This is a genomic window from Rhizobium sp. 268 (assembly GCF_036571585.1).
GTDB lineage: Bacteria > Pseudomonadota > Alphaproteobacteria > Rhizobiales > Rhizobiaceae > Rhizobium > Rhizobium redzepovicii.
Window position 1 is genome coordinate 20,176 of the sequence record NZ_JAPPSO010000018.1, and the last position, 21,140, is coordinate 41,315.

Here is a 21,140-nt window from a genome sequence, read left to right on the forward strand (position 1 = left end):
ACGACCTTCAGTTCTGGGATGCGGGAAGTGCGTGCTGTGGCGCGCAATATTTCGAGTTCTCGTACATCAATGCGACGGTGTCGTTGGAAACGCGTGTATCCACCACCTGCCCGATGAAGATCGTGTGCGTGCCATAGGGAACGACGCCCATGCGGCGGCAGACGACCGAGGCATGGGCGGTGCCCAGCACCATCATTCCACGCTCATGGCGAACCCAATCGGCAGCGTCGAAGCGGCGCTCGGGCGCAATCTTGCCGCTGAAACCTTCCGATACGGCGGCCTGCCTGTCGGTCAGAATGCTGACCGCGAATTCCGGCACCTCGAGCAGCATGTCATGCAGATAGGTGCGATTGTTCAGGCAGATGAGAAGAGAGGGCGGATCCATTGAAAGTGATGTGACGGCCGTTGCCGTCATTCCATGATCCGCACCGTTGCGGCAGGCGGAAATGACCGTCACCGTCGCAGGGAAACGGCGCATGGTCGATCGAAACGCATCGCTGATCGGTGCGGGGGCCGGCGATATGCCGAGGGCAGCAGTGGCAGACATGATTTCCTCCCGTGTCTCCTCGGGCTTCAAATTATTGCATATGCAACTATTGTCAATGCAAATTTATAATTCAGGCGGAAAAATGTTTGTTCTGCCAAGCCGTTCTCAACGGCTGAAAGCCTATCATGTTGTCATCCCGGCAATTTAGGTGCATGTCGGAGGAAGCCTTCAGGAAGCCGAATCCCGCCAGCAGACAGAGACATGTACAAACTTACCGATTCCGTTCCTTACCTTCTCAACCGCGCCGGCGTGCGGATAGCCGAGGTGTTCTCGCAGAGAATTGCCGAAGACAATCTCAGCGTGGCGATGTACCGGGTTCTGGCCATGCTCAAGGAGCGCCGGGAGAGCACGCTTGGAGATCTCGCCGACGTCGTCTCCGTCGAGATCTCGACGCTGTCACGCCTCGTCGGCACGTTGGCCAAGCGCAAGCTGGTGTCGAGAACACGCCCGGAAGACAATGGCCGTATCGTCATCGTCAGGCTGACCCCGCAGGGCGAGGCGCTGACGGAAAGGCTGATGCCGCTTGCCGTGGAGCTTGAACGCACTGCGGTTCAGGGCATGTCGGACGAGGAGGTAGCAGCCCTGAAGAATGCGCTGCGCCGCATGCACGCCAACCTGCCGGCAATATCCCAAAAGGGAAAAGCTGCCGGCTGAGAAGTTTGCAGTTGCAAATATTTTATTCGCAAGTATTTAATAGCGTGTCGTCATTGTCTTGGCATCGCCCGCTCGTGGGTGAGTCTGGCGCTGGGAGGAACCACGCCGGCAATGATCGAGGAGGATTTGTACATGGATTGACGCGGACCTGCCGTTGGCAGGAGCGGACTTCCTGTACTCAAATGTATGGGGAGGGAAAATTGGCCATACAAGATCTCGCTATTTTCAAGGAACGCGTTCGCAGCCCGAATATCATCATCGTGCTTTGCGGTCTGCTGATCCTGTTCGACGGCTATGACCTGATCGTTTACGGCGCAGTAGCCCCGGCATTGCTCGCCGAAGCCAGTTGGGGCCTGACGCCCGGCATGGTCGGACGCGCTGCCGCCATCACCCTGTTCGGCATGCTGCTCGGGGCTCTCGTTGCGGGAACGCTCGCTGACAGGATCGGACGCCGCAAGGTCATCATCGGCAGTCTGCTGAGCTTCTCGATCATGATGATCGGCAGCGGGCTGGCGCCGAACTTTTCCGTTTTCGAGGGCACACGCTTTCTTGCCGGTCTGGGCCTTGGCGCTCTTTTTCCGACGGTAACCGCGTTGATCATCGAGTTTTCTCCGCCGAAGCGGAAGGCGATGGCCTATTCGATTGCGCTTCTCGGTTATCTCGCCGGCGGCATCATTTCGGGCATCCTCGGAATGCTGCTGATACAGAAATACGGATGGCGTCCGCTGATGATCATCGGCGGCGCACCGATCCTGCTTCTGCCTTTCTTCATCCGCCTCATCCCTGAATCTCCCGAATGGCTGGCAACGAAGAACCGCCAGAGCGAAGCCAACCAGATCGCAGACCAGTACGGGCTGCCCAATCCTATCGCCAAGCCTATTGTACAGGTCGGCATCCGGTCGCTGTTCTCCGAAGGTCGCCTGCTGCCGACCTTGAACGCATGGGGCATCCACTTTTGTTCGCTGCTGCTGACATTCGGTATGGTCAACTGGCTTCCGACCATCATGAACAAGATGGGCTATGACCTCGGTTCCGCCCTGCTGTTCTCGGTAACCCTCAATCTCGGAGCCGCAGTCGGTCTGCTGATCGGCGCGAGGATTGCCGACCGCGGCAATGTCAAAATTGTCGTCGCAGGCATGTTTCTGCTCGGAGCCTGCTCGATCTGGCTGCTGACGCAAGTGGATCAGGGCCTGCAGGTCTACGGCCTCGTCGCACTTGCGGGTACGGGAACGATCGGCACGCAAATCCTCGCCAATATTCTCGTTGGAAACCTCTATCCGGTCGAGATCCGTGGAACCGGCCTTGGCTTCTCGCTCGGCATCGGCCGTATCGGCGGCATGATAGGACCGGCCATCGGCGGTGCTGTTCTGGGTGCAGGCCTGGCTCCGCAGTGGAATTTCTACATCTTCGCAACTGTCGGAGCCGTAGGATGCGTCCTCGCACTCCTGACAATGCTCTATCGCAAAAAGGCTGCCTGATGGCCGGATTGCCGGCAGGTGTGGAATCCAAACCTGCCGGCAATGCAAATTTCGAAAAGCCAGTTGATCTTGATCAGCGAGGTCGCTCAAGTCGCGTTGCTGCAACGTCGGACAGGTTCATCTCAAGCAAAACGCTGGCCGAAACAAACAGGCTGACCCAGCTTAATTCAGTAGAATTGAATGCTCGAAATATCGAAATCGTTGGAAGTACTTGCCTGATTTCCCCATCGAGCATCTTTAAACCTCAAGGCGCAATCCTTACGTCCCCTATCGTCATGTCTATCAAGGCGACACCGATGTGAGATCACTCACGACCACGCCGCCCCTCATCGGGGACTCGGGACGCGCGGTCGTTTTTCCCAGACAATGAGCAGCCCAGGTTAGATACACCTTTAGTGCGTCGAACGAGCAGGCGCGCCATCTCCCCGTCTTATCAACCAAACACCAACCGGCGGCCATCGGGTGGAACGAACCCGTGCGCCCATATGAGAAAAAAGATGGAAACCCTACAATATCTGAGCCCGATGGGATGGAAGGCGATCGAAATCTCCGTCACGCTCATCGTGCTGGCAATCCTGTTCCGGTGGAGCGGCGTGATCCGCTATATCCCCAACGACAGGCTCGGCATTCTCGAAAAGCTCTGGAGTTTTCGCGGCTCTGTCGATAACGGCTTCATTGCGCTCTATGGCGAGGCCGGCTTCCAGCCAGAAGTCGTGCGCGGTGGCCTGCATTTCTTCATGCCGTTCAAGTATGCGATGCATCGCGCCAATCTCGTGACCATTCCACAGGGCCAGATCGGCTATGTCTTCGCCCGTGACGGCGAGCCGCTGCCGCCGACCCAGACGCTTGCCTCGAATGTCGACGCCGATGATTTTCAGGATGTGCGCGGCTTTCTGACAAAGGGCGGCCAGAAGGGGCCGCAGCGCAAGATCCTGCGCGAAGGCACCTATGCCATCAATCTGGCGCAGTTCATCGTGCTGACCGCACAATCGACCTATGCCGTCAACTTGAACGCGTCGGAACAAGGACTGTTTGCCGACATGTCGACGCTGATCAGTGAGCGGAACGGTTTCGAGCCCGTCGTCATCCACGACGCCGAGGACCTGATCGGCGTCGTCACCATCCATGACGGTCCGGCGCTGCCGGATGGCGAGATCATCGCGCCGACCGTTGCCAACAACCCCAAAGATCCGAACTTCCACAACAACTTCCAGGATCCGGAGAAGTTTCTCAATGCCGGCGGTTATCGCGGCCGGCAATTGCAAGTGCTTGCCGACGGCAGTTATTTCCTCAACCGAATCTTTGCGACCGTCGAACTTGTGGAGAAGACGATCATCGACGTCGGCACGGTGGGTGTGGTCGTATCCTATACCGGCCGCCGAAGCGCTGATATCTCAGGCCAGTCCTATCGCCACGGCGAACTGGTCGAGACCGGCGCACGCGGTGTCTGGTCGACGCCGCTCCTGCCGGGCAAATATGCGTTCAACACCTATGCCGGCAATATCATCATCGTGCCGACCACCAACTTCGTGCTCAAATGGACGAAGGAACAGTTCGGCGAGCACAGGCTGGACGAAAATCTGTCCGAAGTGTCGCTGATCACCAAGGATGCGTTCGAACCGGTGCTGCCGCTCTCGGTCGTCGTGCATATCGACTACATGAAGGCGCCTCTCGTCGTGCAGCGTTTCGGCGATATCAAACGGCTGGTCGAACAGACGCTCGATCCGATGGTCTCGGCCTATTTCAAGAATATCGCCCAGACCAAGACCCTGATCGAACTGCTGCAGGAGCGCAGCGAAATCCAGCGCAAATCCGGCGACGAAATGCGCGAGAAGTTCAACTCCTACAGCCTCGAACTGCAGGAAGTGCTGATCGGCACGCCGCGGGCCAGCAATGGCCAGAACAGCATCGAGCAGATCCTGATCCAGCTGCGCGAACGTCAGATCGCCGTTGAAAAGGTCGAGACCTATAAATTGCAGGAGGCGGCGGCGATCCAGGAGCGCACGTTGCGCGAGAAGGAGGCGCTCGCCGAACAGCAGGCCAAGATCACCACATCAGCGCTGACCATCGAGATCAGCGAGAACGAAGGCAAGGCGCAGCTCGCCCGCACCCGCCAGCAGGCAGAAACCATTCAGGTCACCGCCAAGGCAGAGGCCGAGAAAGTGCGTCTCGCCGGCCTCGGTGAGGCCGATCGGATCAAGGCCGTGGCGCTTGCCGATGCCGAACGCATCAAGGCGACCGGTCTTGCCGATGCCCAGAAGGTGCGCGCCATCGGTCTGGCGGAAGCCGAGGCCACGGAGAAGAAGGTCGCGGCCTTCGGTGGGCCGGACTATCAGCTCCACTCGCAGGTGCTCATGCGCTTTGCCGAGGCGATCGAAAATGGCCGGCTGCCGCTCGTGCCGCAGATCCAGGTCGGCGGCGCCGGCGGCGAAAAGGGCGCCGCCAATGGTCTTGTGGAAATGATGCTGTCGATGCTGGTCGCCGATCGGCTTGGACGGTCGGCGTCACCGGCTGCAGTGCCGGCGCCGATCGAGCAGCAGTGATGACGGACGGGCCGGCTCTGCCGGCCCGATTTGCGCTTTGCGTTAATGCTTCATTCCGCCTGGTTTCACCCTGCTGGAGAATTGGTGGACGAGCATGATACCCTGCTCGAGGAGCAACTCGGCTGCCCGCAGATCGCGCGGTGCAAGCTCCCCGGATAATCCGCGGATGGTATTGGCGATACAGATGGAATTGGCGACGAAGCGGGCGTCGCCCTCCCCTTCGGCCTCCTCGGCGGTTGCCTCCAGGGCGTCGGCGACGGTGTCGAGCAGGCTCGACCGCTCGACCAGCGTCATGTCGTTCAGCGTTTTCGATATGCCGTTCATGATTGTCTCCTCGCGCGTGCCCAAGACGGGTCGCAGCGCCGGTTGTCTCGATTGAGTGAGGCGGCTGTGACTGTCAGATGGAGATGGATGTCTGCAGAAGCAACGCATGGCTGCCGCGCGCTTCACGCATGCGTGCAGCGAAACGGGCGGTTCAAGCAATCATTTCGCGCCGATCACCCCTGATGCTTCAGAAGGTCGGCAAGCATCGGTCGCTGCCCTTTCAACAGCTTCGTTCCCGCCTCGGCCAGGGAAAACCATCCCGCGCGGTCAACCTCCGGAAAGCTCTTCATCTGGCCTGATCTCGGCGGCCATTGCATTTGAAATTCAGAGCTTCGTACTGCGTTCACGTCCAATACCGGATCGGCTTCGATCGACCACGCGACGACGATCTTGCCGCCAGGCTGCCGATATTCGCCGAGCGGCGTCACTCTGCCGTCGATGGCGACTCCAAGCTCTTCTGCCGTCTCCCTCATCGCCGCCGCAAGTTCATCCTCATCCGGCTCGACCAATCCCTTCGGGATCGACCAGGCAGCCTCGTCTTTCCCAGCCCAGAAGGGGCCGCCTGGATGAACGAGAAGGACTTCGAGGTCGTTGGATACGCGCCGATAGATGAGAAGTCCGGCGCTCCAGATTGCCATCGCGCTACGCCCTTGCCGCGTTCATCATGGGGCCAGACATTCCTCGCAGATACCGCAGCCGTCATCGTCCATCCATCGACACCGGCGTTTGCAGCATAGGCAAGCACGGCCATCGGGCTGGTCTTCTCTGTCTTCCGGAGGAATGATCTCGATCGTCGTATCGAAGAGAGTGTCAACCACAAGTTCCACCATCTCGTCGCTCCATCAAGTCTGTTCGACATGAGATAGGGGCGGCTAGCGATCTCGGCAAGTTCTTGACACGACCGGCGGCGCAAGTTGCATGTTTTCACCTTGAGGGCGTTTCCCGTGCCGCCGGGTGTGGCGCTGTCATTTGCTTGCCGGAATGCGGGCGATAACCTTTATCTCGAAGTCGAAGCCGGCGAGCCAGTTGACGCCGAGTGCAGTCCAATTCGGGTAAGGTGGCTTGCTGAAAATCTGCTGCTTGACGGCCATGATGGTTGCGAACTGATTTTCAGGGTCGGTGTGGAAGGTGGTGACATCGACGATATCGTCGATCGTGCAGCCGGCTGCGCTGAGCGTCGCCTGCAAGTTTTCAAAGGCCAGCCGGACTTGGCGTTCGAAGTCGGGCTCGGCTGTTCCATCCGGACGGCTGCCGACCTGTCCGGAGACAAACAGCAGATCGCCGGATCGGATCGCGGCGGAATAGCCGTGCTCCTCGTAAAGGGCGTGCCTGTCGGCCGGAAAGATTGCTTCGCGTTGCGTCATCCTCATCTCTCTTTATCGTTGGCAACGACCGATCAGCGCGGCGTGGCGCTTCACAGGCTTGCGCAATATTTGATATACGGTACGTATGTGTAATATTCTACATACGTGGCGTATGTCAATCTGGTATACGCGACGTATGTGAATGCAAGAGGGCTGGATGGCGAGGACACGTAGCGAAACGATGCAGGAAAACCGTGGCAAGTTGATCGCGGCTGCACGAAAGGCTTTCGCGGAAAAGGGGTATACCGCAGCATCGATGGACGAGCTGACGGCGGACGCCGGTCTGACACGGGGGGCGCTTTACCACAATTTCGGCGACAAGCGCGGGCTGTTGGCAGCGGTTGTTGAGCAGATCGACACTGAGATGGCGGCCCGCGCTAACGCGATCGGGGCTGGGGTAGGCAACGATTGGCAGGGCCTGCTCGCCGAGGGTGCGGCCTATATCGAGATGGCGCTCAATCCGGAAGTCCAACGCATCGTTCTGCTCGACGGGCCTGCGGTTCTTGGCGATCCCTCGCAATGGCCGAGCCAGAACACCTGTCTGCAGGTGACCAAGAGCACCGTCGAGCGCCTGATCGCACAAGGCGTCCTGAAGCCGCTTGACGCGGAGGCGACGGCCCGATTGCTGAGCGGCGCAGCGCTTAATGCGGCACTCTGGATCGCCGCCAGCGAAAATCCGCAGAGCGTGCTGCCAAAGGCGGTCGAGGCCTTTCATGCCTTGGCGGCAGGTCTGCTTTTGGAGCCTCTGTGATCCGCTAGCAGCGCTGGCGGCAGAATTCGCTGCAGGTCAGCGTCCAAGGCTGCCGGCGGCGGCGATGATCTCTGCCCCGGTCGGGAAGACGGAGAGGCTGTTTGGTCCGTCGAGTGCCTCGATCCGTGCCCAGCCTATAGTGCCGTTCGCATTCACCAGGAAGTGCCCGACGAGCTGGGTCGCATGGTCAGCGAAGATCGCACGATCGGCTTCGACAAGCTCGAAGCCGTCCTTGGCGTTGAGTATCGTGTTGGCTTCCATCGGGTGCAGCGGTTCCGGCAGTTCGCCGGTGGGGTTGATGCGTGCCGTCTGGAACTGCGCCATCGTTGTTCTATAGGGCCATTCGGGCTGCTCGCGACTCCCATCGGGTAGGAACTCGGCATGCGGCACACCGTAGGCCCGGTGCGTGCGGCAATCCGGGTCACATAGAAGCGTTATCGGCGTCGGCCGGTGGCGGAAATATAGACGGGCACGTTCCGCCGGCGTGTTAATAACAGCCACGGTCTCCACCCCGGCGGCGCGCAGGGTTGGCTGTACCGCCGCAAGCTGTTCCAGCTGCCGCCGGCAGAATGGGCAGTACAGCCCGCGAAAGAAGCCGATCAGGAATGGGCGACCGCTCAAATCGGCGAAAGAGACGGTTCCATCGAAGTTGGCCGTGGCCAGTGCGAATCCGGGCGCGGCTTCTCCAGGTTGCAGCGGGCGTTTCTGGTCTCCCATGGAATAATTCCTTTATCGTATCGTCCGGAGGACGACCGAAATTTAACTATACCACGTGTCGCAAGAAGGCCCAGTGCTCGATGTCGAGACGCTGAACGCGGTTCGGCATGCCATTTGCGGCTGTCACTCCTTCACCGCCCCGGTCATCGACGACACGTAATAGTCGACGAAGAACGAGTAGAGGATGACCACCGGCAGCGAGCCGAACAGGGCGCCCGCCATCAGTGCCCCCCATTCGAAGACATCGCCGCGCACCAGCTCGGTGAGCACGCCGACGGGAATGGTTTTATTCTCCGATGACTGAATGAAAGTAAGGGCATAGATGAATTCGTTCCAAGAGAGCGTGAAGGCGAAGATCCCGGCCGAAATCAGCCCCGGCACGGCGAGCGGCAGGATGATCTTGGTGAGGATCTGCCATCTGTTGGCCCCATCCACCAGCGCGCTTTCCTCCAGCTCGAACGGGATCGAGCGGAAATAACCCATCAGCAGCCAGGTGCAGAAGGGAATGAGGAAGGTCGGGTAGGTGAAGATCAGCGCCAGCCGCGAGTCGTAGATCCCGAGCTTGAAGACGATGAAGGCAAGCGGGATGAAGAGGATCGACGGCGGCACGAGATAGGCGAGAAAGATCACCAGGCCGACCGAGCGCGAGCCGGTGAAGCGGACGCGCTCGATGGCATAGGCGCCCAAGACCGAAGCCACCAGCGAGAGGAAGGTGGAGCAGACCGCCACCAGCATCGTGTTCCACAGCCAGCCCGGATAGGATGTCTCGAGGAACAGATATTTGATGTGTGCAATGGTCGGCCCGACCACCCAGAACGGGCTGTAATTGGTATAGTCGGTCAGCTGCTCGTTGGGTTTCACCGCGGTGATCGCCATCCAGTAGAACGGGAAGAGCAGCACGAAGACGAAGACGGCCATCGGCAAATAGAGCATCACGATCCGCCGCGGCAGGCGGTTCAGATAGCTCATGCCTTCGGCATTGTCGGTCACGATCTGATCGGCGGTGTTGGAATGTGTCGACATCGTCATTCTCCTAATCTTGGCCGCCCTGCTGCCACTTGCGCCGCTGCAGGCCGAAGAAGCTGAACATGATCGCGCCGAGCAGAAAGGGCACCATGGCGACCGCGATCGCCGCACCCTCGCCGAGCTGGCCGCCGGGAATGCCGCGCTGGAAGGAGAGCGTCGCCATCAGATGCGTGGCATTGACGGGGCCGCCCTTGGTCAGCACGTAGATGAGCTGGAAATCGGTAAAGGTGAAAAGCACCGAGAAGGTCATCACGACGGCGATGATCGGCGTCAGCATCGGCAGCGTCACATAGCGGAAACGCTGCCAGCTCGTGGCGCCATCGAGCGAGGCTGCCTCCTGCAGCGAGGCCGGGATCGTCTGCAGCCCCGCAAGCAGCGAGATCGCCACGAAGGGAATGCCGCGCCAGACATTGGCGACGATGACGGATATGCGGGCATTGATTGGATCGCCGAGGAAATTGATCGGCCCGCTGATCAGCCCCAGTTTCATCAGCGACCAGGAGATGATCGAAAACTGGGAATCGTAGATCCACCAGAAGGCCAGCGCCGAAAGCACGGTCGGCACCACCCAGGGAAGCAACACGATGGCCCGGAAGAAGGATTTGTAGGGCAGATGCTGGTTGAGCAGCATCGCCAGCCAGAGGCCGAGCGCGAATTTCAGCACCGAGGCGACGGAGGTATAGAGAATGGTGTTGAACACAGACAGCCAGAAGACGGAATCATCCATCAGGAACTGGTAGTTCTCCAGCCCAATGAAGATGCCGTCGCGGCCGATCCGGGTATCGGTGAAGCCGAGCCAGACGCCGAGCCCCAGCGGATAGGTGAGAAAGCAGACCAGGAAGACCGCCGCCGGCAGCATGAACAGGAAGCCGAGCACATTGTTGTTCTGCAGGAGCGAAGAGACCGGCCCACGCCTATTCCCCGAATTTGCCATCGACATTGCTTATCTCCAGATCGCGTTTGGACTCCCGGAGGAGCTTGCGGCATGCCGAAAGGCCGGCACGCCGCGTCCTTTTTTGTTTCCATGCATGTCGTTGTCCCGGAACCGCTACCCACTTCCGGGCGACATGCATTAAGCGGGGCTCAGACGCGATAGTAGCGGTTGGCCCGGCGTTCGGCTTCCTTCATCGCATCTTCCGGCGACATCTGGCCGGTAACGGCGGCGGCATACATGTCGACCAGAACATAGTCGGCCATGGTTGCCGCCGAGGCGTAGCCGAGCGGGCCGGCATAGCCGTTCGGGCGCAGCTTCTCCGAAGCGCGCGCATAGGGCGCGTGGACCGGATCGGCCGTCCAGATGGGATTCTTGGCGAAGGCCTTGAGCGGCTGGCAGCAATAGGCGCTGGATCCCTGGATCCAGGCGTTCATCTGGTCGGCTTCCATCATGAACTTGATATAGGCCTTGGCCGCCTCAGGATATTTTGTGTGCTTGAACAGAAGCAGCGAGCTCGTCTGGCAAAGCTCGACACTCTTGCCGACGGGGCCGATCGGGAAGTTCGTCGTGCGGATGTCCTTGGCGATCTCGGCGAGCTTCGGATCGTTCTTGGCGGTGTAATAGACCGAGACGCCGTTGGCGATCAGCGAGACCTGGCCTGCGAGGAAGGCGCGGTTGTTGTTGACGTCCTGCCAGCTTTCAGTGCCCGGAATGAAGGTCGCGTAGAGCTCCTTTGCATAGTTGATCGAAGCGAGCGTCTCCGGGCTGTTGATCGTCACCTTGCCGCTTTCATCGACCATCATGCCGTTATGGCTCCAGAGCAGCCAATGGGCGTAGTTGTTGCCGTCGCCGACCGCCTTGCCGTGCGGGAAGCCGGCCGGCGTGCCCTTTGCCTTCATCGCCTTGCAAAGCTCGAGGAACCCTGCGGTGTCATTCGGGAATTCAGCGAAACCGGCGGCCTTCACATGGCTGTCGCGATAGACGACGGCGTTGCCGATTGCCGTCAGCGGCATGGCGATGAAGGTGTCGCCGCGCGTCGCATATCCCTTTACGCCGTCGTACCAGCCCTCATACTTGTTGCCGAGATAATTGCCGAGCTCGGTGAGATCGACCAGCTTGTCCGGATATTGGTGGGCATCGTCGAACCAGCACATGATGAGATCCGGGCCGGAGCCGACATTGGCGGCAACCGCAGCCTTCGGGCGGATGTCTTCCCAGCTTTCCTTGTCGATGCGCACTTCGACGCCGGTCGCTTCGGTGAATTTCTTGGTGTTGGCGATCCAGGCCTCCTCATCGCCCTTGACGAAAGGCGTCCAGCGCAGCAGCCGCAGGCTTGCGCCGCTTTCCGGCGTGTAGGTCGGTTCGGCCTGCGCAAAGGATGGCTTGATGCCGAAGCCGGCAGCGCCGGCAACGGCTGCCGATGCCGCAAGAAATTCACGTCTCTTGATCGTCATGAGATTCCTCCTCATTGAAACAGCGGAAGCAATTCTCCGGCGTCCACCTCCCGCTTGGGTGGACGGCGGCCTGGCATCCCCGGAGCGGAAGCGCCCACGGAATGCTTGCGCTCCGGCGGCGCGGAAGGCTCCTCCCCTCCCGCGCTGCCGGATGGCATCAGTCGGTCAATCTCTGTCCGCCATCGGCATCGAAGAGATGGACGTGCGAAGCGTCGATCGCGACGCGGATCGCCTCGCCCGGGCGAGCATTGACGCGCTCCCGGAATACGCAGCTGACATCGCTGCCGCCGAGGCGAACGGTCAGATGGGTCTCATAGCCAGTGGGTTCGATCACCACGATCTCGGCCGGCACACCGTTCGGATCGAGCGAGATATATTCGGGGCGCAGCCCATAGACGAGTTCACGGCCCACCGCACTTGCCGGTGGATTGGCGACTGGCAGCCGCGTGCCGTTGGCGGCGACGAACTGCCGGGCGTCTTCCGGGTCGAGCCTGCCCTTGATCATGTTCATCGCCGGCGAGCCGATGAAGCCGCCGACGAAGAGATTGGCGGGCTTGTCGTAGAGCTCGAGCGGCGAACCGATCTGCTCGACGATGCCGTCATGCATGACGACGATCTTGTCGGCCATGGTCATCGCCTCGATCTGGTCGTGGGTGACGTAAACCGTGGTGGTTTTCAGCCGCTGGTGCAGCTCCTTGATCTCGGCGCGCATGGCGACGCGCAGCTTGGCATCGAGGTTGGACAGCGGTTCGTCGAACAGGAAGACCTCCGGATCGCGCACGATCGCCCGGCCCATGGCGACACGCTGGCGCTGGCCGCCGGAAAGCTGGCGGGGATAGCGGTCGAGCAATTTGTCGAGGCCGAGGATGCCGGCGGCATATTTCACCCGCTTCTCGGCTTCCGCCTTCGGCGCCTTGTTGAGCATCAACGAGAAGCCCATGTTCTGCTCCACCGTCATATGCGGATAGAGCGCGTAGTTCTGAAAGACCATGGCGATGTCGCGGTCCTTCGGCGGCAGCGTGTTGACCACGCGCCCGCCGATCTTGATCTCGCCGCCGGAAATATTCTCGAGCCCCGCCAGCATCCGCAGAAGGGTCGACTTGCCGCAGCCCGAGGGGCCGACCAGGATGACGAATTCCCCATCGGCAATGTCGATGTCCACCCCCTTGATGACAGGATGCACACCGAAGGATTTCCGCACATCCGCGAATTGAACGCCTGCCATACTCACTCCTCCCAGAAATCGAGCGCTACATGCTTTAAATATTCGTATCTCACTCTGTCTTGCCGGCGGCTGCCATCTCTCCCAAGTCCGTCAGCCACCGCAATCCCGCATCTGTGGGGGTGCCGCGCGGGGCCTCCGCCCTCTCCTCAATCTCCTTGCGCCGCCGGAGCGTCCTCGGCGAGGTAGACCTCGATCAGCTCGTCGACGCTGGTTTCGGCGGAAAAACCCAGTTGCGTCGCACGATCGGGCGTAAAGGATTTCGGCCATCCGGCGACGATGCCTTCGATGACCTCGTCGCGGCGGCGGTCGATCAGATCGACGGCCTCGGGGCCGGCGGCACGGCGCAACGCGGCGATCTGGTCGGCAACGGTGGCGGCAACCCCCGGCATGGTCAGTGTGCGCCGCGCACCCAGCGACGATGTGTCGAGCGTCGCGGCGTGAATCAGAAATTTGACGGCGGAACGCGGGCTTGCCAGCCAGTGCTTGACCGTTTCCTCCACGGGGAGGACCGCCCGCTGGCCGGCCAGCGGCTCCCGCAGGATTCCGGAAAAGAAGCCGGACGCGGCAGCATTCGGTGCACCCGGCCGGATCACGATGGTCGGCAGTCGAATTCCGACGCCGTCGATGAAGCCGCGGCGCGAATAGTCGGACAGCAGAAGCTCGGATATCGCCTTCTGCACGCCATAGCTCGTGAGCGGCGCCTGGATGTAATCGTCGGGGATCGGATCGGGAAACGGCGCGCCGTAGACCGCGATCGACGAGGAGAAGACGAGCCGGGGAACATAGGCTTGCCGGCTTCCCTCATGGCGGATCGCCTCCAACAGCAATCGCGTGCCATCGAAATTGACTCGGTAGCCCAGTTCGAAATTGCGCTCGGCCTCGCCGGAAACGATCGCGGCGAGATGGAAGATTACGTCGGCCCGGCGAGCCGCCAGGGCTTGCGCAGCATCGCCTTCGGATATGTCGGCAGCCAGCGCTTCGACCGAGGCAACGTTGCTCGCCGGCACCGGCGGCGGCGCGATATCCACAAGTGTCATGCGCGTGATCGTTCGAGCGCCGAGGGAACCGCTGCGCGCCAAGCTGGCGGCGAGCTTCCGGCCGATCATTCCTCCCGCCCCGATAATGAGAATATGCATTCTATTCCCCCTGTCTTCGATGTCTCGTCTCTGCGCTCTTTGCCTGCGAACTACGCTAGGAGCAGATTGGTTGTCGTATAAATGCGGGTTTCATGGATCGCGAAGGCCGCACATGCGGCGTCTGGATCCCGCGTCTCCAGGCCGGCGAGGATCAGCCGGTGATCGGCGATGCTGGTGGCGATCGTGCCGGGCTGCGATACGACGCGCCTGCGGTGGCTGAGAAGATAGGAGTAAAGATCGGCGGCGATGTCGGCCAGCACCGCATTGCCGCTGGACCGGTAGATGGCGGTGTGAAATTCGCGGTCGCAGATCAAAAACCGGACGGGATCGTCACAGGCGGCTTCCTGTGCGGCGATCGACTTGCGGAGATAATCAAGTGTCGACGCTTCCATCTTGACCGCGGCGGCCCTGACGACCTGCGCTTCGATCAGCAGCCGCGCCTCATGAACATTGTCGAGACTATAGGCCGCAATGTCGCGATAGCGCGCCGCCTGGACAGCCAATTCGCCGACATCTTCCGATGCCACCACCGTGCGCGTTCCCTGCGCAACCGAGAGAATTCCATGCGTGGAGAGGATGAGAATCGCACCGCGGACGGTCTCGCGACTGACCGAAAGCGCGCCAGCCAGTTCACGTTCGCTGGGCAGCGGATCGCCTATTTTGAGGATGCCGGTGGCGATGAAGGTCGCAATCTTCTGGACGACGAAGTCCTTCATCGACTTCTTCGGAGCGCCGCCCAGCGTCGCAACCTCTTCGAGAATGGCTCGCACATCCATCCCCATGCCCTCCCCCTGAGGTCTACTGGTCCGGTAAGTGGGCCAGTAGACCTCAGGGGAAGAGGATTGTCAAACGCTTGATGTCGGCGATCCACTCCGCTGTAATTTGGAGCCGCTTTCCGGAGGGCAAGATCGGCACGCGGAAAAAATTCATTCCGGCAAAACAGCCCGCCACGGGCGGATTGTTGTTCGCGCTCAGGCCGCGTCGGAGACTTTGCCCAGGCGTTTGATCGCCTGCTCCAGCGGGCGCTGGCCGTCGCTATAATCTTGCCAAGCCGATGATTTCGACAGCAGGGCCGGCACGGTGCGGATGGTGAAGCGTTTCGGGTCGAGATCCGCTTTGACCTGGCTCCAGCTCAGCGGCATCGAGACGGTGGCGCCGGGTCGCGCACGAGGCGACAAGGGTGCCACCGCCGTCGCCATCCGGTCATTGCGGAGATAGTCGAGGAAGATGCGGCCGTTTCTCAGGCTCTTGGTCATCTTGATCAGATAGAGATCGGGATTGTCACGCGCCATCTGCTGGCAGACGTCGTGCGCGAAGCTTTTCGCCTGCACCCAGGAAAGCGGCTTGCGTTTGTTGAGCGCAAGCGGCGTGACGACGTGCAGGCCCTTGCCGCCGGTGGTCTTGCAGAAACTGATGAGACCGAGCGCGTCGAGACGGTCGTGCATCTCGCGGGCGGCGGAAACGACTGTCGAGAACGGTACGTCGGGGCCAGGGTCGAGATCGAACACCAGCCGGCCCGGCACCTCCGGCTTATGCGGTTGGCAATTCCAGGGGTGCAGCTCGACAGCGCCGACCTGCGCCACGGCTGCCAGGCCCTCGACCCGGTCGATCTGCAGATAGGGCTTTTTGTCGCCGAAGACCTTGACCAATTCGAGCAGGTTCGAGGTGCCGGGCATCGCATGGCGCTGGAAGAACTGCTCGCCGCCGAGCCCATCGGGCGCACGGATGATCGAACAGGGGCGTCCCTCGATATGCGCGATCATCCAGCCGCCGACGGCTTCATAATAGCGGGCCAGATCCTCTTTGGTCACCGGTTTGCGGTCATTGGCATCCGGCCACAGCGGCTTGTCCGGATTGGAGATCATCACGCCCATGACCTCGGCTTTGGCGCCCTTTCGGCGGGCGGCCTTGGCCTTCTCAGCCGCCGGCTCCGCCACGTCGGTTTCTGCTGGCTTGGCCGGCCGTTCGGCCTTGACCTCCTTGGCAGGCTTGTCCTCCCGCAGGCCCTTGAAGGCGGCCTGGCGGACGATGCCGTCGGCCGTCCAGCCCGCGAACTCGATTTCCGCCACGAGCTTGGGCCTCAGCCAGGTGACATCGGCCTCCTTCTTCGGCGCGCCGATGCCGGTGAAGGGCGACTTCGCCGCCTCGAGCGCCTGCAGCTTCGGCAGCAGCGTTTCGACTTTCCTGGCGCCATATCCCGTGCCGACGCGGCCGACATAGACGAAGTGGTCGCCGCGGTAGACGCCGACCAGCAGCGATCGGAATTTGCCGTTGGTCTTGGCATAGGCGCCGATCACCACTTCGTGCCCGGCGCGGCATTTCGACTTCGCCCAGCTGTCGGTGCGGCCGGATTGATAGGGTGCATCGCCTTGTTTGGAGACGATGCCTTCCAGCGATAGCTTGCAGGCGGAGCGCAGGACCGCATCGCCGCCGGTCTCAAAATGCTCGACGAAACGGATCCGAGGGTCATTGCCGGCATCCGCAAGAAGGCTCTGAAGCCGCGCCTTGCGCTCGACCACAGGCAGAGATCGCAGGTCCTCGCCGCCGTCGTAGAGAAGATCGAAGGCGAAATAGACGAGATCGCCTGTCCTGCCTTCCGAAATGGCGGCCTGCAGGGCTGCGAAATCCGGTACGCCATGGTCGTCGAGAGCGCAGATCTCGCCGTCGATGATGGCGTCGGGCAGCGCCGATGCCGCTTCGGCGATCTCTGGATATTTGCCGGTCCAGTCGAGCCCTTTGCGGGTCTTCAGCGTCACCTCGCCCTCGAGTATGCGCATCTGGATACGGTAGCCGTCGAACTTGATCTCGTGAATCCAGCCCTCGCCGGGCGGCGGACGCTCCAGGGTCTGGCAAAGCTGCGGCGCAATGAAGTCCGGGAGATCGATCCTTGCCACCGTTTTCGGCGTCTTGCCGACTCGGCCCTCCTCTTTCCTCTCTTCGGCGGCCAGCCCGTGATTGCTGTCCCAGACCGCGTCCGCCTTGAGATCGCCGCCCTTGAGCATGAACGGCTTTGGCTTGCGGCCCTTGCCGGCGGCGATTGCGTCCATCGTCCGGCCGGAGGCGACGGAGGTGTCGTTTTCCTCCAGGACCGCTGCGCCGTCCTCCTCGACCGAGAATGCGTCGTGGTGCTTGATCAGCAGCCAGTTGGTTCGCTTGCCGCCATCGCGATCGTTGCGCATGCGCACCAGAACGAAACTGCCGTGCAGCCTTTCGCCTTCCAGGATGAACTTGAAGTCGCCCTTGGCGAGCGCCTGCTGCGGGCTCTTCTTTCCCTCGGGCTCCCAATAGCCGCGGTCCCACAGCATCACCGTACCGCCGCCATATTGGCCTTTCGGGATCGTGCCTTCGAAGTCGCCATAATCGAGCGGGTGATCTTCGACCTCGACGGCCAGCCGCTTGTCGTGCGGATCGAGCGATGGGCCTTTGGTGACAGCCCAGGATTTGAAGACGCCGTCGAGTTCCAGTCGCAGGTCGTAATGCAGCCGAGTGGCGTCATGTTTCTGGATGATGAAGCGACGGCGATTGCTGCGCGCGATCTGCTTCTCGCCGCTCGGCTCCGCTGTTTTTTTAAAGTCGCGCTTCGATCGGTATGTCGAGAGGTTGTCACTGGCCATGGTCGTTTCCGAATCAGCATCCCCAAAGCACGAAATGCCGGCTGGCGGCATAGAGTTCCATGATGGTCTCAATGGAGGGCGGGCTTGTCAGCCCATCCGATTTGCCGGCGACCGGAGGCGATGAAAAAAATCGCCATCGTGTCGTATCGTTCTCCTGCTTCAAACGTTAATTCCTACCACCGGGATGCAAACATGCGCGTTGACCAATGGCTCTCTCTTCTCATCATCGCGCTCATGATGGGCGCCTTTGTGTGGGGGCGTTACCGATACGACGTCGTCGCCGTGAGTTCGCTTCTCGTTGCCGTCATTGCCGGCATCGTCCCTGCCAAAATCGCCTTTTCCGGTTTTTCAGATGACATTGTCATCATCGTCGGCAGTGCGCTGATCGTCAGTGCGGCGATATCGCGATCCGGGATCATGGATCTGGCGCTGCGCCGATTTTCTCCCGAAAGACGCGGGCCGCGGATGCAACTGATCATCTTGGTTGCCATCGTCGCGGCCCTGTCGGCTTTCGTCAAAAATATCGGTGCACTGGCAATCATGATCCCGGTTGCCGTGCAGATGGCCCGGAAATCACGCGTATCACCGTCGATGTTCCTGATGCCGATGTCTTTCGCCTCGCTGCTCGGAGGGCTTATGACTCAGATCGGCACATCGCCGAATATCATCGTTTCCCGGGTGCGCGAGGAGATTACCGGGCAGCCGTTCACGATGTTCGACTATACGCCTGTCGGCCTGGCGCTGTCGGTCGCCGGCATTGTCTTTCTAGGGCTGTTCTACAAGCTGCTTCCTGAAAGATCGCGGGTGGAAACGTCGATGGACGAGGCGGTGGCGATCAAGAACTACACGACCGAGGCGAAGGTCATAACGCCGTCGGGGGCGATTGGCCGGTCCGTCAGCTGGCTGCAGAAGCCGGCCGGCGGCGATGCGATGGTGACCGCGATTATCGGCGGCAGCGGCCAAAGACGAACGCCTCTTCCCGACACCGTGCTCAAGGATGGCGACCTTCTTATCATCGAGGGCGAGCAAAGCGCCCTCGACAAGATCGTCAGTGAAGCCAAGCTTCAACTGTCCGATCGTAAACATGAGTCCGAGATGCGCCAGGATATCAGTTCCGTCGAAGCCATCGTCGGCGAACATTCCCGCCTGATAGGCGTCAGCGCAAAGGACGTCTCCCTCTTCCACAATACCGGCCTCAATCTTCTTGCCGTCAGCCGCCGGGACAGGCGCTTCACCGAGCGTCTGGGCGAGATCAAGATCCGCAACGGCGACGTTGTGGTGCTGCAGGGCGACTTGCAGAAGCTGCCGGATCTCCTGCGTGAATGGGGCTGCCTGCCGCTGGTCGAACGGGATCTGAAGCTCGGCAACGCGCGCAACGGCATGATCCCCGTCATGATCCTGCTGGCGACGATGGCGGCGACGGCCTTCGGCGGCATTCCCGTGGCGACGGCATTTTTCGCCGCCGCCTTTCTGATGGTGATGACCGGGTCCATTCCCTTGCGCGAAGTCTATCATCATCTCGATGCGCCCATTCTGATCATGCTGGCCGCCCTCATCCCGATCAGCGATTCGCTCCGAACCACCGGAACGACCGACATCATCGCCGACCTCCTGTCGCGCACCGCCGAGATGCTGCCGCCGTTCGGCGCTCTGGCATTGATCCTGGTTGCGGCCATGGCCGTGACGCCGTTTTTGAACAATGCCGCGACCGTTTTGGTCATGGCGCCGATTGCCGCGACCTTTGCCGCCAAGCTTGGCTACCGGCCCGATGCCTTTCTGATGGCGGTGGCAATCGGCGCCGGCTGTGATTTCCTCACGCCGATCGGCCACCAGTGCAACACGCTGGTCATGGCGCCGGGCGGATATCGATTTGGCGACTATGCGCGATTGGGCCTGCCACTCTCGCTCATCGTCGTGCTCGTCAGCGTGCCTGCCCTGCTGGCCGTCTGGCCGATTTGACCGGGCCAATTTGACTAACCCCTGCGAGGCAATTCAGGCTGCGCCCCTTGGCGCAGCCTGGCAGCATTACTTCCACTGCGTCCCGTCGGCGCCGGCGCAGCCCAAAGGTGGCAGGGAGCCGGCGAAGGTGGTTTTCAGCTTGGCGCAGCCCCAGTTGTTGATCGGGCCGGGCATGGCATCGTTGAGGGTGATGCCGATTTCATCATAGGGGCTGTCGGTGTTGCTGACATAGCGATACCAGCGAAAACCTGTAAAGACGACGACGGCCAGAGCGATTACCAGCAGCAGGCGAAGCAATTTTCTCATCATATTTCCTTTAAGTGCAAACGCCGCCGTTTAGCACTCCGATGTCGAAGCTGAAAGGTCCGGCCGGATGCAAGATGCTGCGATTCTGCAGCGTCTTTTGCGCCTCCTGAAAAGCTGCGCCTGCTGTGGTAGCAATCTGAAAAATACCGGCCGCAATCGATTCTTTGACGGGATCTGCAATGACCATCGAAGCAGGACGTAATTCGCATCCCATACATTTCATCGGCGCTTTTGCGACCGGTGGGCTTCTGACATTCATGGTGCATCTGAATGGGGAGCTGGCACGTTACGGCAATCCGCTGTTTTCATCCTGGACCGCGCACGGCACAGGCATGGTCGCCGCCGTCGTTCTTCTTTTGGCGCTCTACCGCCGACGCACGCCGATGGCGGGAAAGCCCGGCCGCGCACCTTTGTGGGCCTATCTCGGTGGGGTATCCGGCGCCGCAACGGTCATTTTGACCTCGACAGCGGTCAACTCGCCGCTCGGGCTCTCCGGCACCTTGGCTTTGGGTTTGGCAGGTCAGGTCGCTTTCAGCCTGGCGGCCGACAATTGGGGACTGTTCGGTCTGCCAAAGCGGCGCCCGGATGTCCGGGACATCGCCGCGCTCGGCCTGGTGGTTACCGGCGGCGCGCTGATTATCCTGTTTGGGCGAGGTGGGGCATGACGGTGTTCATTCTCATTGCTTGCCTTGGCGGCGTGCTCGTCGGCCTCAGCCGTCAGCTCAATGGGCGGTTGAGCATATCGACCACGCCGCTCATCGCATCCTTCTGGAACCATGCCGTCGGCTTTGCTGTGCTGAGCTGCCTCGGTCTCGTTGTCGGAGGCCTGCTTCCTGCCGGCGCCGGCGAGGCGCCTTGGTATATCTATCTCGGTGGTCCGATCGGCGTCGTTTTCGTGGCGGCAGGCAGCTGGGCGATTGCGCGCATCGGCGCGGTCAATACGGCTCTGCTGATCATTGGCGGCCAGATGGTCACCAGCGTGGCGCTGGATTATGCGCGCGCCGCTCCGACCTCGTTCTGGGCGAACGCGACCGGAATTCTTCTGATCGTCGGCGGAATGATGGTCAGCCGGAGGCGACGCAAAAGCGGCGGCTCGCAATAGCCGCCG

Annotated in this window: 21 protein-coding genes; 8 read left to right on the forward strand and 13 right to left on the reverse strand. The window is 61.0% G+C overall.

What is annotated here, in order from left to right; all coding sequences use genetic code 11:
• Positions 1-7 precede the first annotated feature (7 nt).
• On the reverse strand, positions 8-547 hold the full coding sequence (locus OS035_RS28135; RefSeq protein ID WP_183778194.1) for a flavin reductase family protein: 540 nt from the start codon (positions 545-547) through the stop codon (positions 8-10).
• Between the two features lie 201 nt (positions 548-748).
• Between OS035_RS28135 and OS035_RS28140 the strand changes: the two genes are divergently transcribed.
• The 4 genes from OS035_RS28140 to OS035_RS28155 all read left to right on the forward strand — a co-directional run bounded on the left by OS035_RS28140 (position 749) and on the right by OS035_RS28155 (position 5,222).
• Positions 749-1,201, forward strand: coding sequence for a MarR family winged helix-turn-helix transcriptional regulator (locus OS035_RS28140; protein WP_183778196.1), 453 nt, complete (start codon positions 749-751; stop codon positions 1,199-1,201).
• Positions 1,202-1,383: 182 nt separating this feature from the next.
• Positions 1,384-2,679, forward strand: coding sequence for an MFS transporter (locus OS035_RS28145; RefSeq protein ID WP_183778198.1), 1,296 nt, complete (start codon positions 1,384-1,386; stop codon positions 2,677-2,679).
• Positions 2,679-2,981, forward strand: a complete 303-nt coding sequence (locus OS035_RS28150; RefSeq protein WP_183778200.1) for a hypothetical protein — start codon at positions 2,679-2,681, stop codon at positions 2,979-2,981. Before OS035_RS28145 ends, OS035_RS28150 begins: the two co-directional genes overlap by 1 nt.
• Positions 2,982-3,176: 195 nt before the next feature.
• A complete protein-coding gene (locus OS035_RS28155; protein WP_183778202.1) occupies positions 3,177-5,222 on the forward strand; it encodes an SPFH domain-containing protein in 2,046 nt (681 codons plus the stop codon).
• A 42-nt stretch (positions 5,223-5,264) separates the two neighbouring features.
• Here the strand turns inward: OS035_RS28155 and OS035_RS28160 are convergent, their stop codons facing one another.
• From OS035_RS28160 to OS035_RS28170, 3 genes are all read right to left on the reverse strand, one after another.
• Entirely contained in the window at positions 5,265-5,546 is a 282-nt protein-coding gene (locus tag OS035_RS28160) for a hypothetical protein (protein ID WP_054184529.1), read from the reverse strand.
• Between the two features lie 173 nt (positions 5,547-5,719).
• The gene (locus tag OS035_RS28165) at positions 5,720-6,184 is read right to left on the reverse strand and encodes an NUDIX domain-containing protein (protein WP_331814292.1); all 465 of its coding nucleotides are present in this window, start codon (positions 6,182-6,184) and stop codon (positions 5,720-5,722) included.
• Positions 6,185-6,511: 327 nt separating this feature from the next.
• Positions 6,512-6,910, reverse strand: a complete 399-nt coding sequence (locus OS035_RS28170; RefSeq protein ID WP_179612893.1) for a RidA family protein — start codon at positions 6,908-6,910, stop codon at positions 6,512-6,514.
• A 157-nt stretch (positions 6,911-7,067) separates the two neighbouring features.
• Between OS035_RS28170 and OS035_RS28175 the strand changes: the two genes are divergently transcribed.
• Entirely contained in the window at positions 7,068-7,661 is a 594-nt protein-coding gene (locus OS035_RS28175) for a TetR/AcrR family transcriptional regulator (RefSeq protein ID WP_183778205.1), read from the forward strand.
• A gap of 36 nt (positions 7,662-7,697) precedes the next feature.
• On the opposite strand, the gene OS035_RS28180 is transcribed toward OS035_RS28175, so the two are convergent.
• The 8 genes from OS035_RS28180 to ligD form a co-directional block, all read right to left on the reverse strand.
• Complete coding sequence (locus OS035_RS28180; RefSeq protein WP_183778207.1) at positions 7,698-8,378, reverse strand: redoxin domain-containing protein; 681 nt, start codon at positions 8,376-8,378, stop codon at positions 7,698-7,700.
• Between the two features lie 123 nt (positions 8,379-8,501).
• Positions 8,502-9,401 carry a carbohydrate ABC transporter permease gene (locus OS035_RS28185; protein WP_183778209.1) on the reverse strand — a complete coding sequence of 300 codons (900 nt, stop codon included), beginning with the start codon at positions 9,399-9,401 and terminating at the stop codon, positions 8,502-8,504.
• A gap of 10 nt (positions 9,402-9,411) precedes the next feature.
• Positions 9,412-10,344, reverse strand: coding sequence for a carbohydrate ABC transporter permease (locus OS035_RS28190; RefSeq protein WP_097629031.1), 933 nt, complete (start codon positions 10,342-10,344; stop codon positions 9,412-9,414).
• 143 nt (positions 10,345-10,487) lie between these two features.
• A complete protein-coding gene (locus OS035_RS28195) occupies positions 10,488-11,792 on the reverse strand; it encodes an ABC transporter substrate-binding protein (RefSeq protein WP_183778213.1) in 1,305 nt (434 codons plus the stop codon).
• A 157-nt stretch (positions 11,793-11,949) separates the two neighbouring features.
• Positions 11,950-13,017 carry an ABC transporter ATP-binding protein gene (locus tag OS035_RS28200; RefSeq protein WP_183778215.1) on the reverse strand — a complete coding sequence of 356 codons (1,068 nt, stop codon included), beginning with the start codon at positions 13,015-13,017 and terminating at the stop codon, positions 11,950-11,952.
• A 146-nt stretch (positions 13,018-13,163) separates the two neighbouring features.
• On the reverse strand, positions 13,164-14,153 hold the full coding sequence (gene denD / locus OS035_RS28205) for a D-erythronate dehydrogenase (RefSeq protein ID WP_183778217.1): 990 nt from the start codon (positions 14,151-14,153) through the stop codon (positions 13,164-13,166).
• Between the two features lie 50 nt (positions 14,154-14,203).
• Complete coding sequence (locus OS035_RS28210; RefSeq protein WP_331814298.1) at positions 14,204-14,929, reverse strand: FadR/GntR family transcriptional regulator; 726 nt, start codon at positions 14,927-14,929, stop codon at positions 14,204-14,206.
• A gap of 195 nt (positions 14,930-15,124) precedes the next feature.
• Positions 15,125-17,767, reverse strand: coding sequence for a DNA ligase D (gene ligD, locus OS035_RS28215; RefSeq protein ID WP_331814299.1), 2,643 nt, complete (start codon positions 17,765-17,767; stop codon positions 15,125-15,127).
• A 192-nt stretch (positions 17,768-17,959) separates the two neighbouring features.
• Between ligD and OS035_RS28220 the strand changes: the two genes are divergently transcribed.
• Entirely contained in the window at positions 17,960-19,726 is a 1,767-nt protein-coding gene (locus OS035_RS28220; RefSeq protein WP_183778223.1) for an SLC13 family permease, read from the forward strand.
• A gap of 66 nt (positions 19,727-19,792) precedes the next feature.
• Here OS035_RS28220 and OS035_RS28225 read toward each other — a convergent pair whose 3' ends face one another.
• On the reverse strand, positions 19,793-20,032 hold the full coding sequence (locus tag OS035_RS28225) for a hypothetical protein (protein WP_183778225.1): 240 nt from the start codon (positions 20,030-20,032) through the stop codon (positions 19,793-19,795).
• Between the two features lie 179 nt (positions 20,033-20,211).
• On the opposite strand from OS035_RS28225, the gene OS035_RS28230 reads away from it, so the two are divergent.
• On the forward strand, positions 20,212-20,697 hold the full coding sequence (locus OS035_RS28230; protein ID WP_183778227.1) for a DMT family transporter: 486 nt from the start codon (positions 20,212-20,214) through the stop codon (positions 20,695-20,697).
• Positions 20,694-21,134, forward strand: coding sequence for a DMT family transporter (locus tag OS035_RS28235; RefSeq protein ID WP_183778229.1), 441 nt, complete (start codon positions 20,694-20,696; stop codon positions 21,132-21,134). The genes OS035_RS28230 and OS035_RS28235 overlap by 4 nt, the downstream gene beginning before the upstream one ends.
• Positions 21,135-21,140 lie beyond the last annotated feature (6 nt).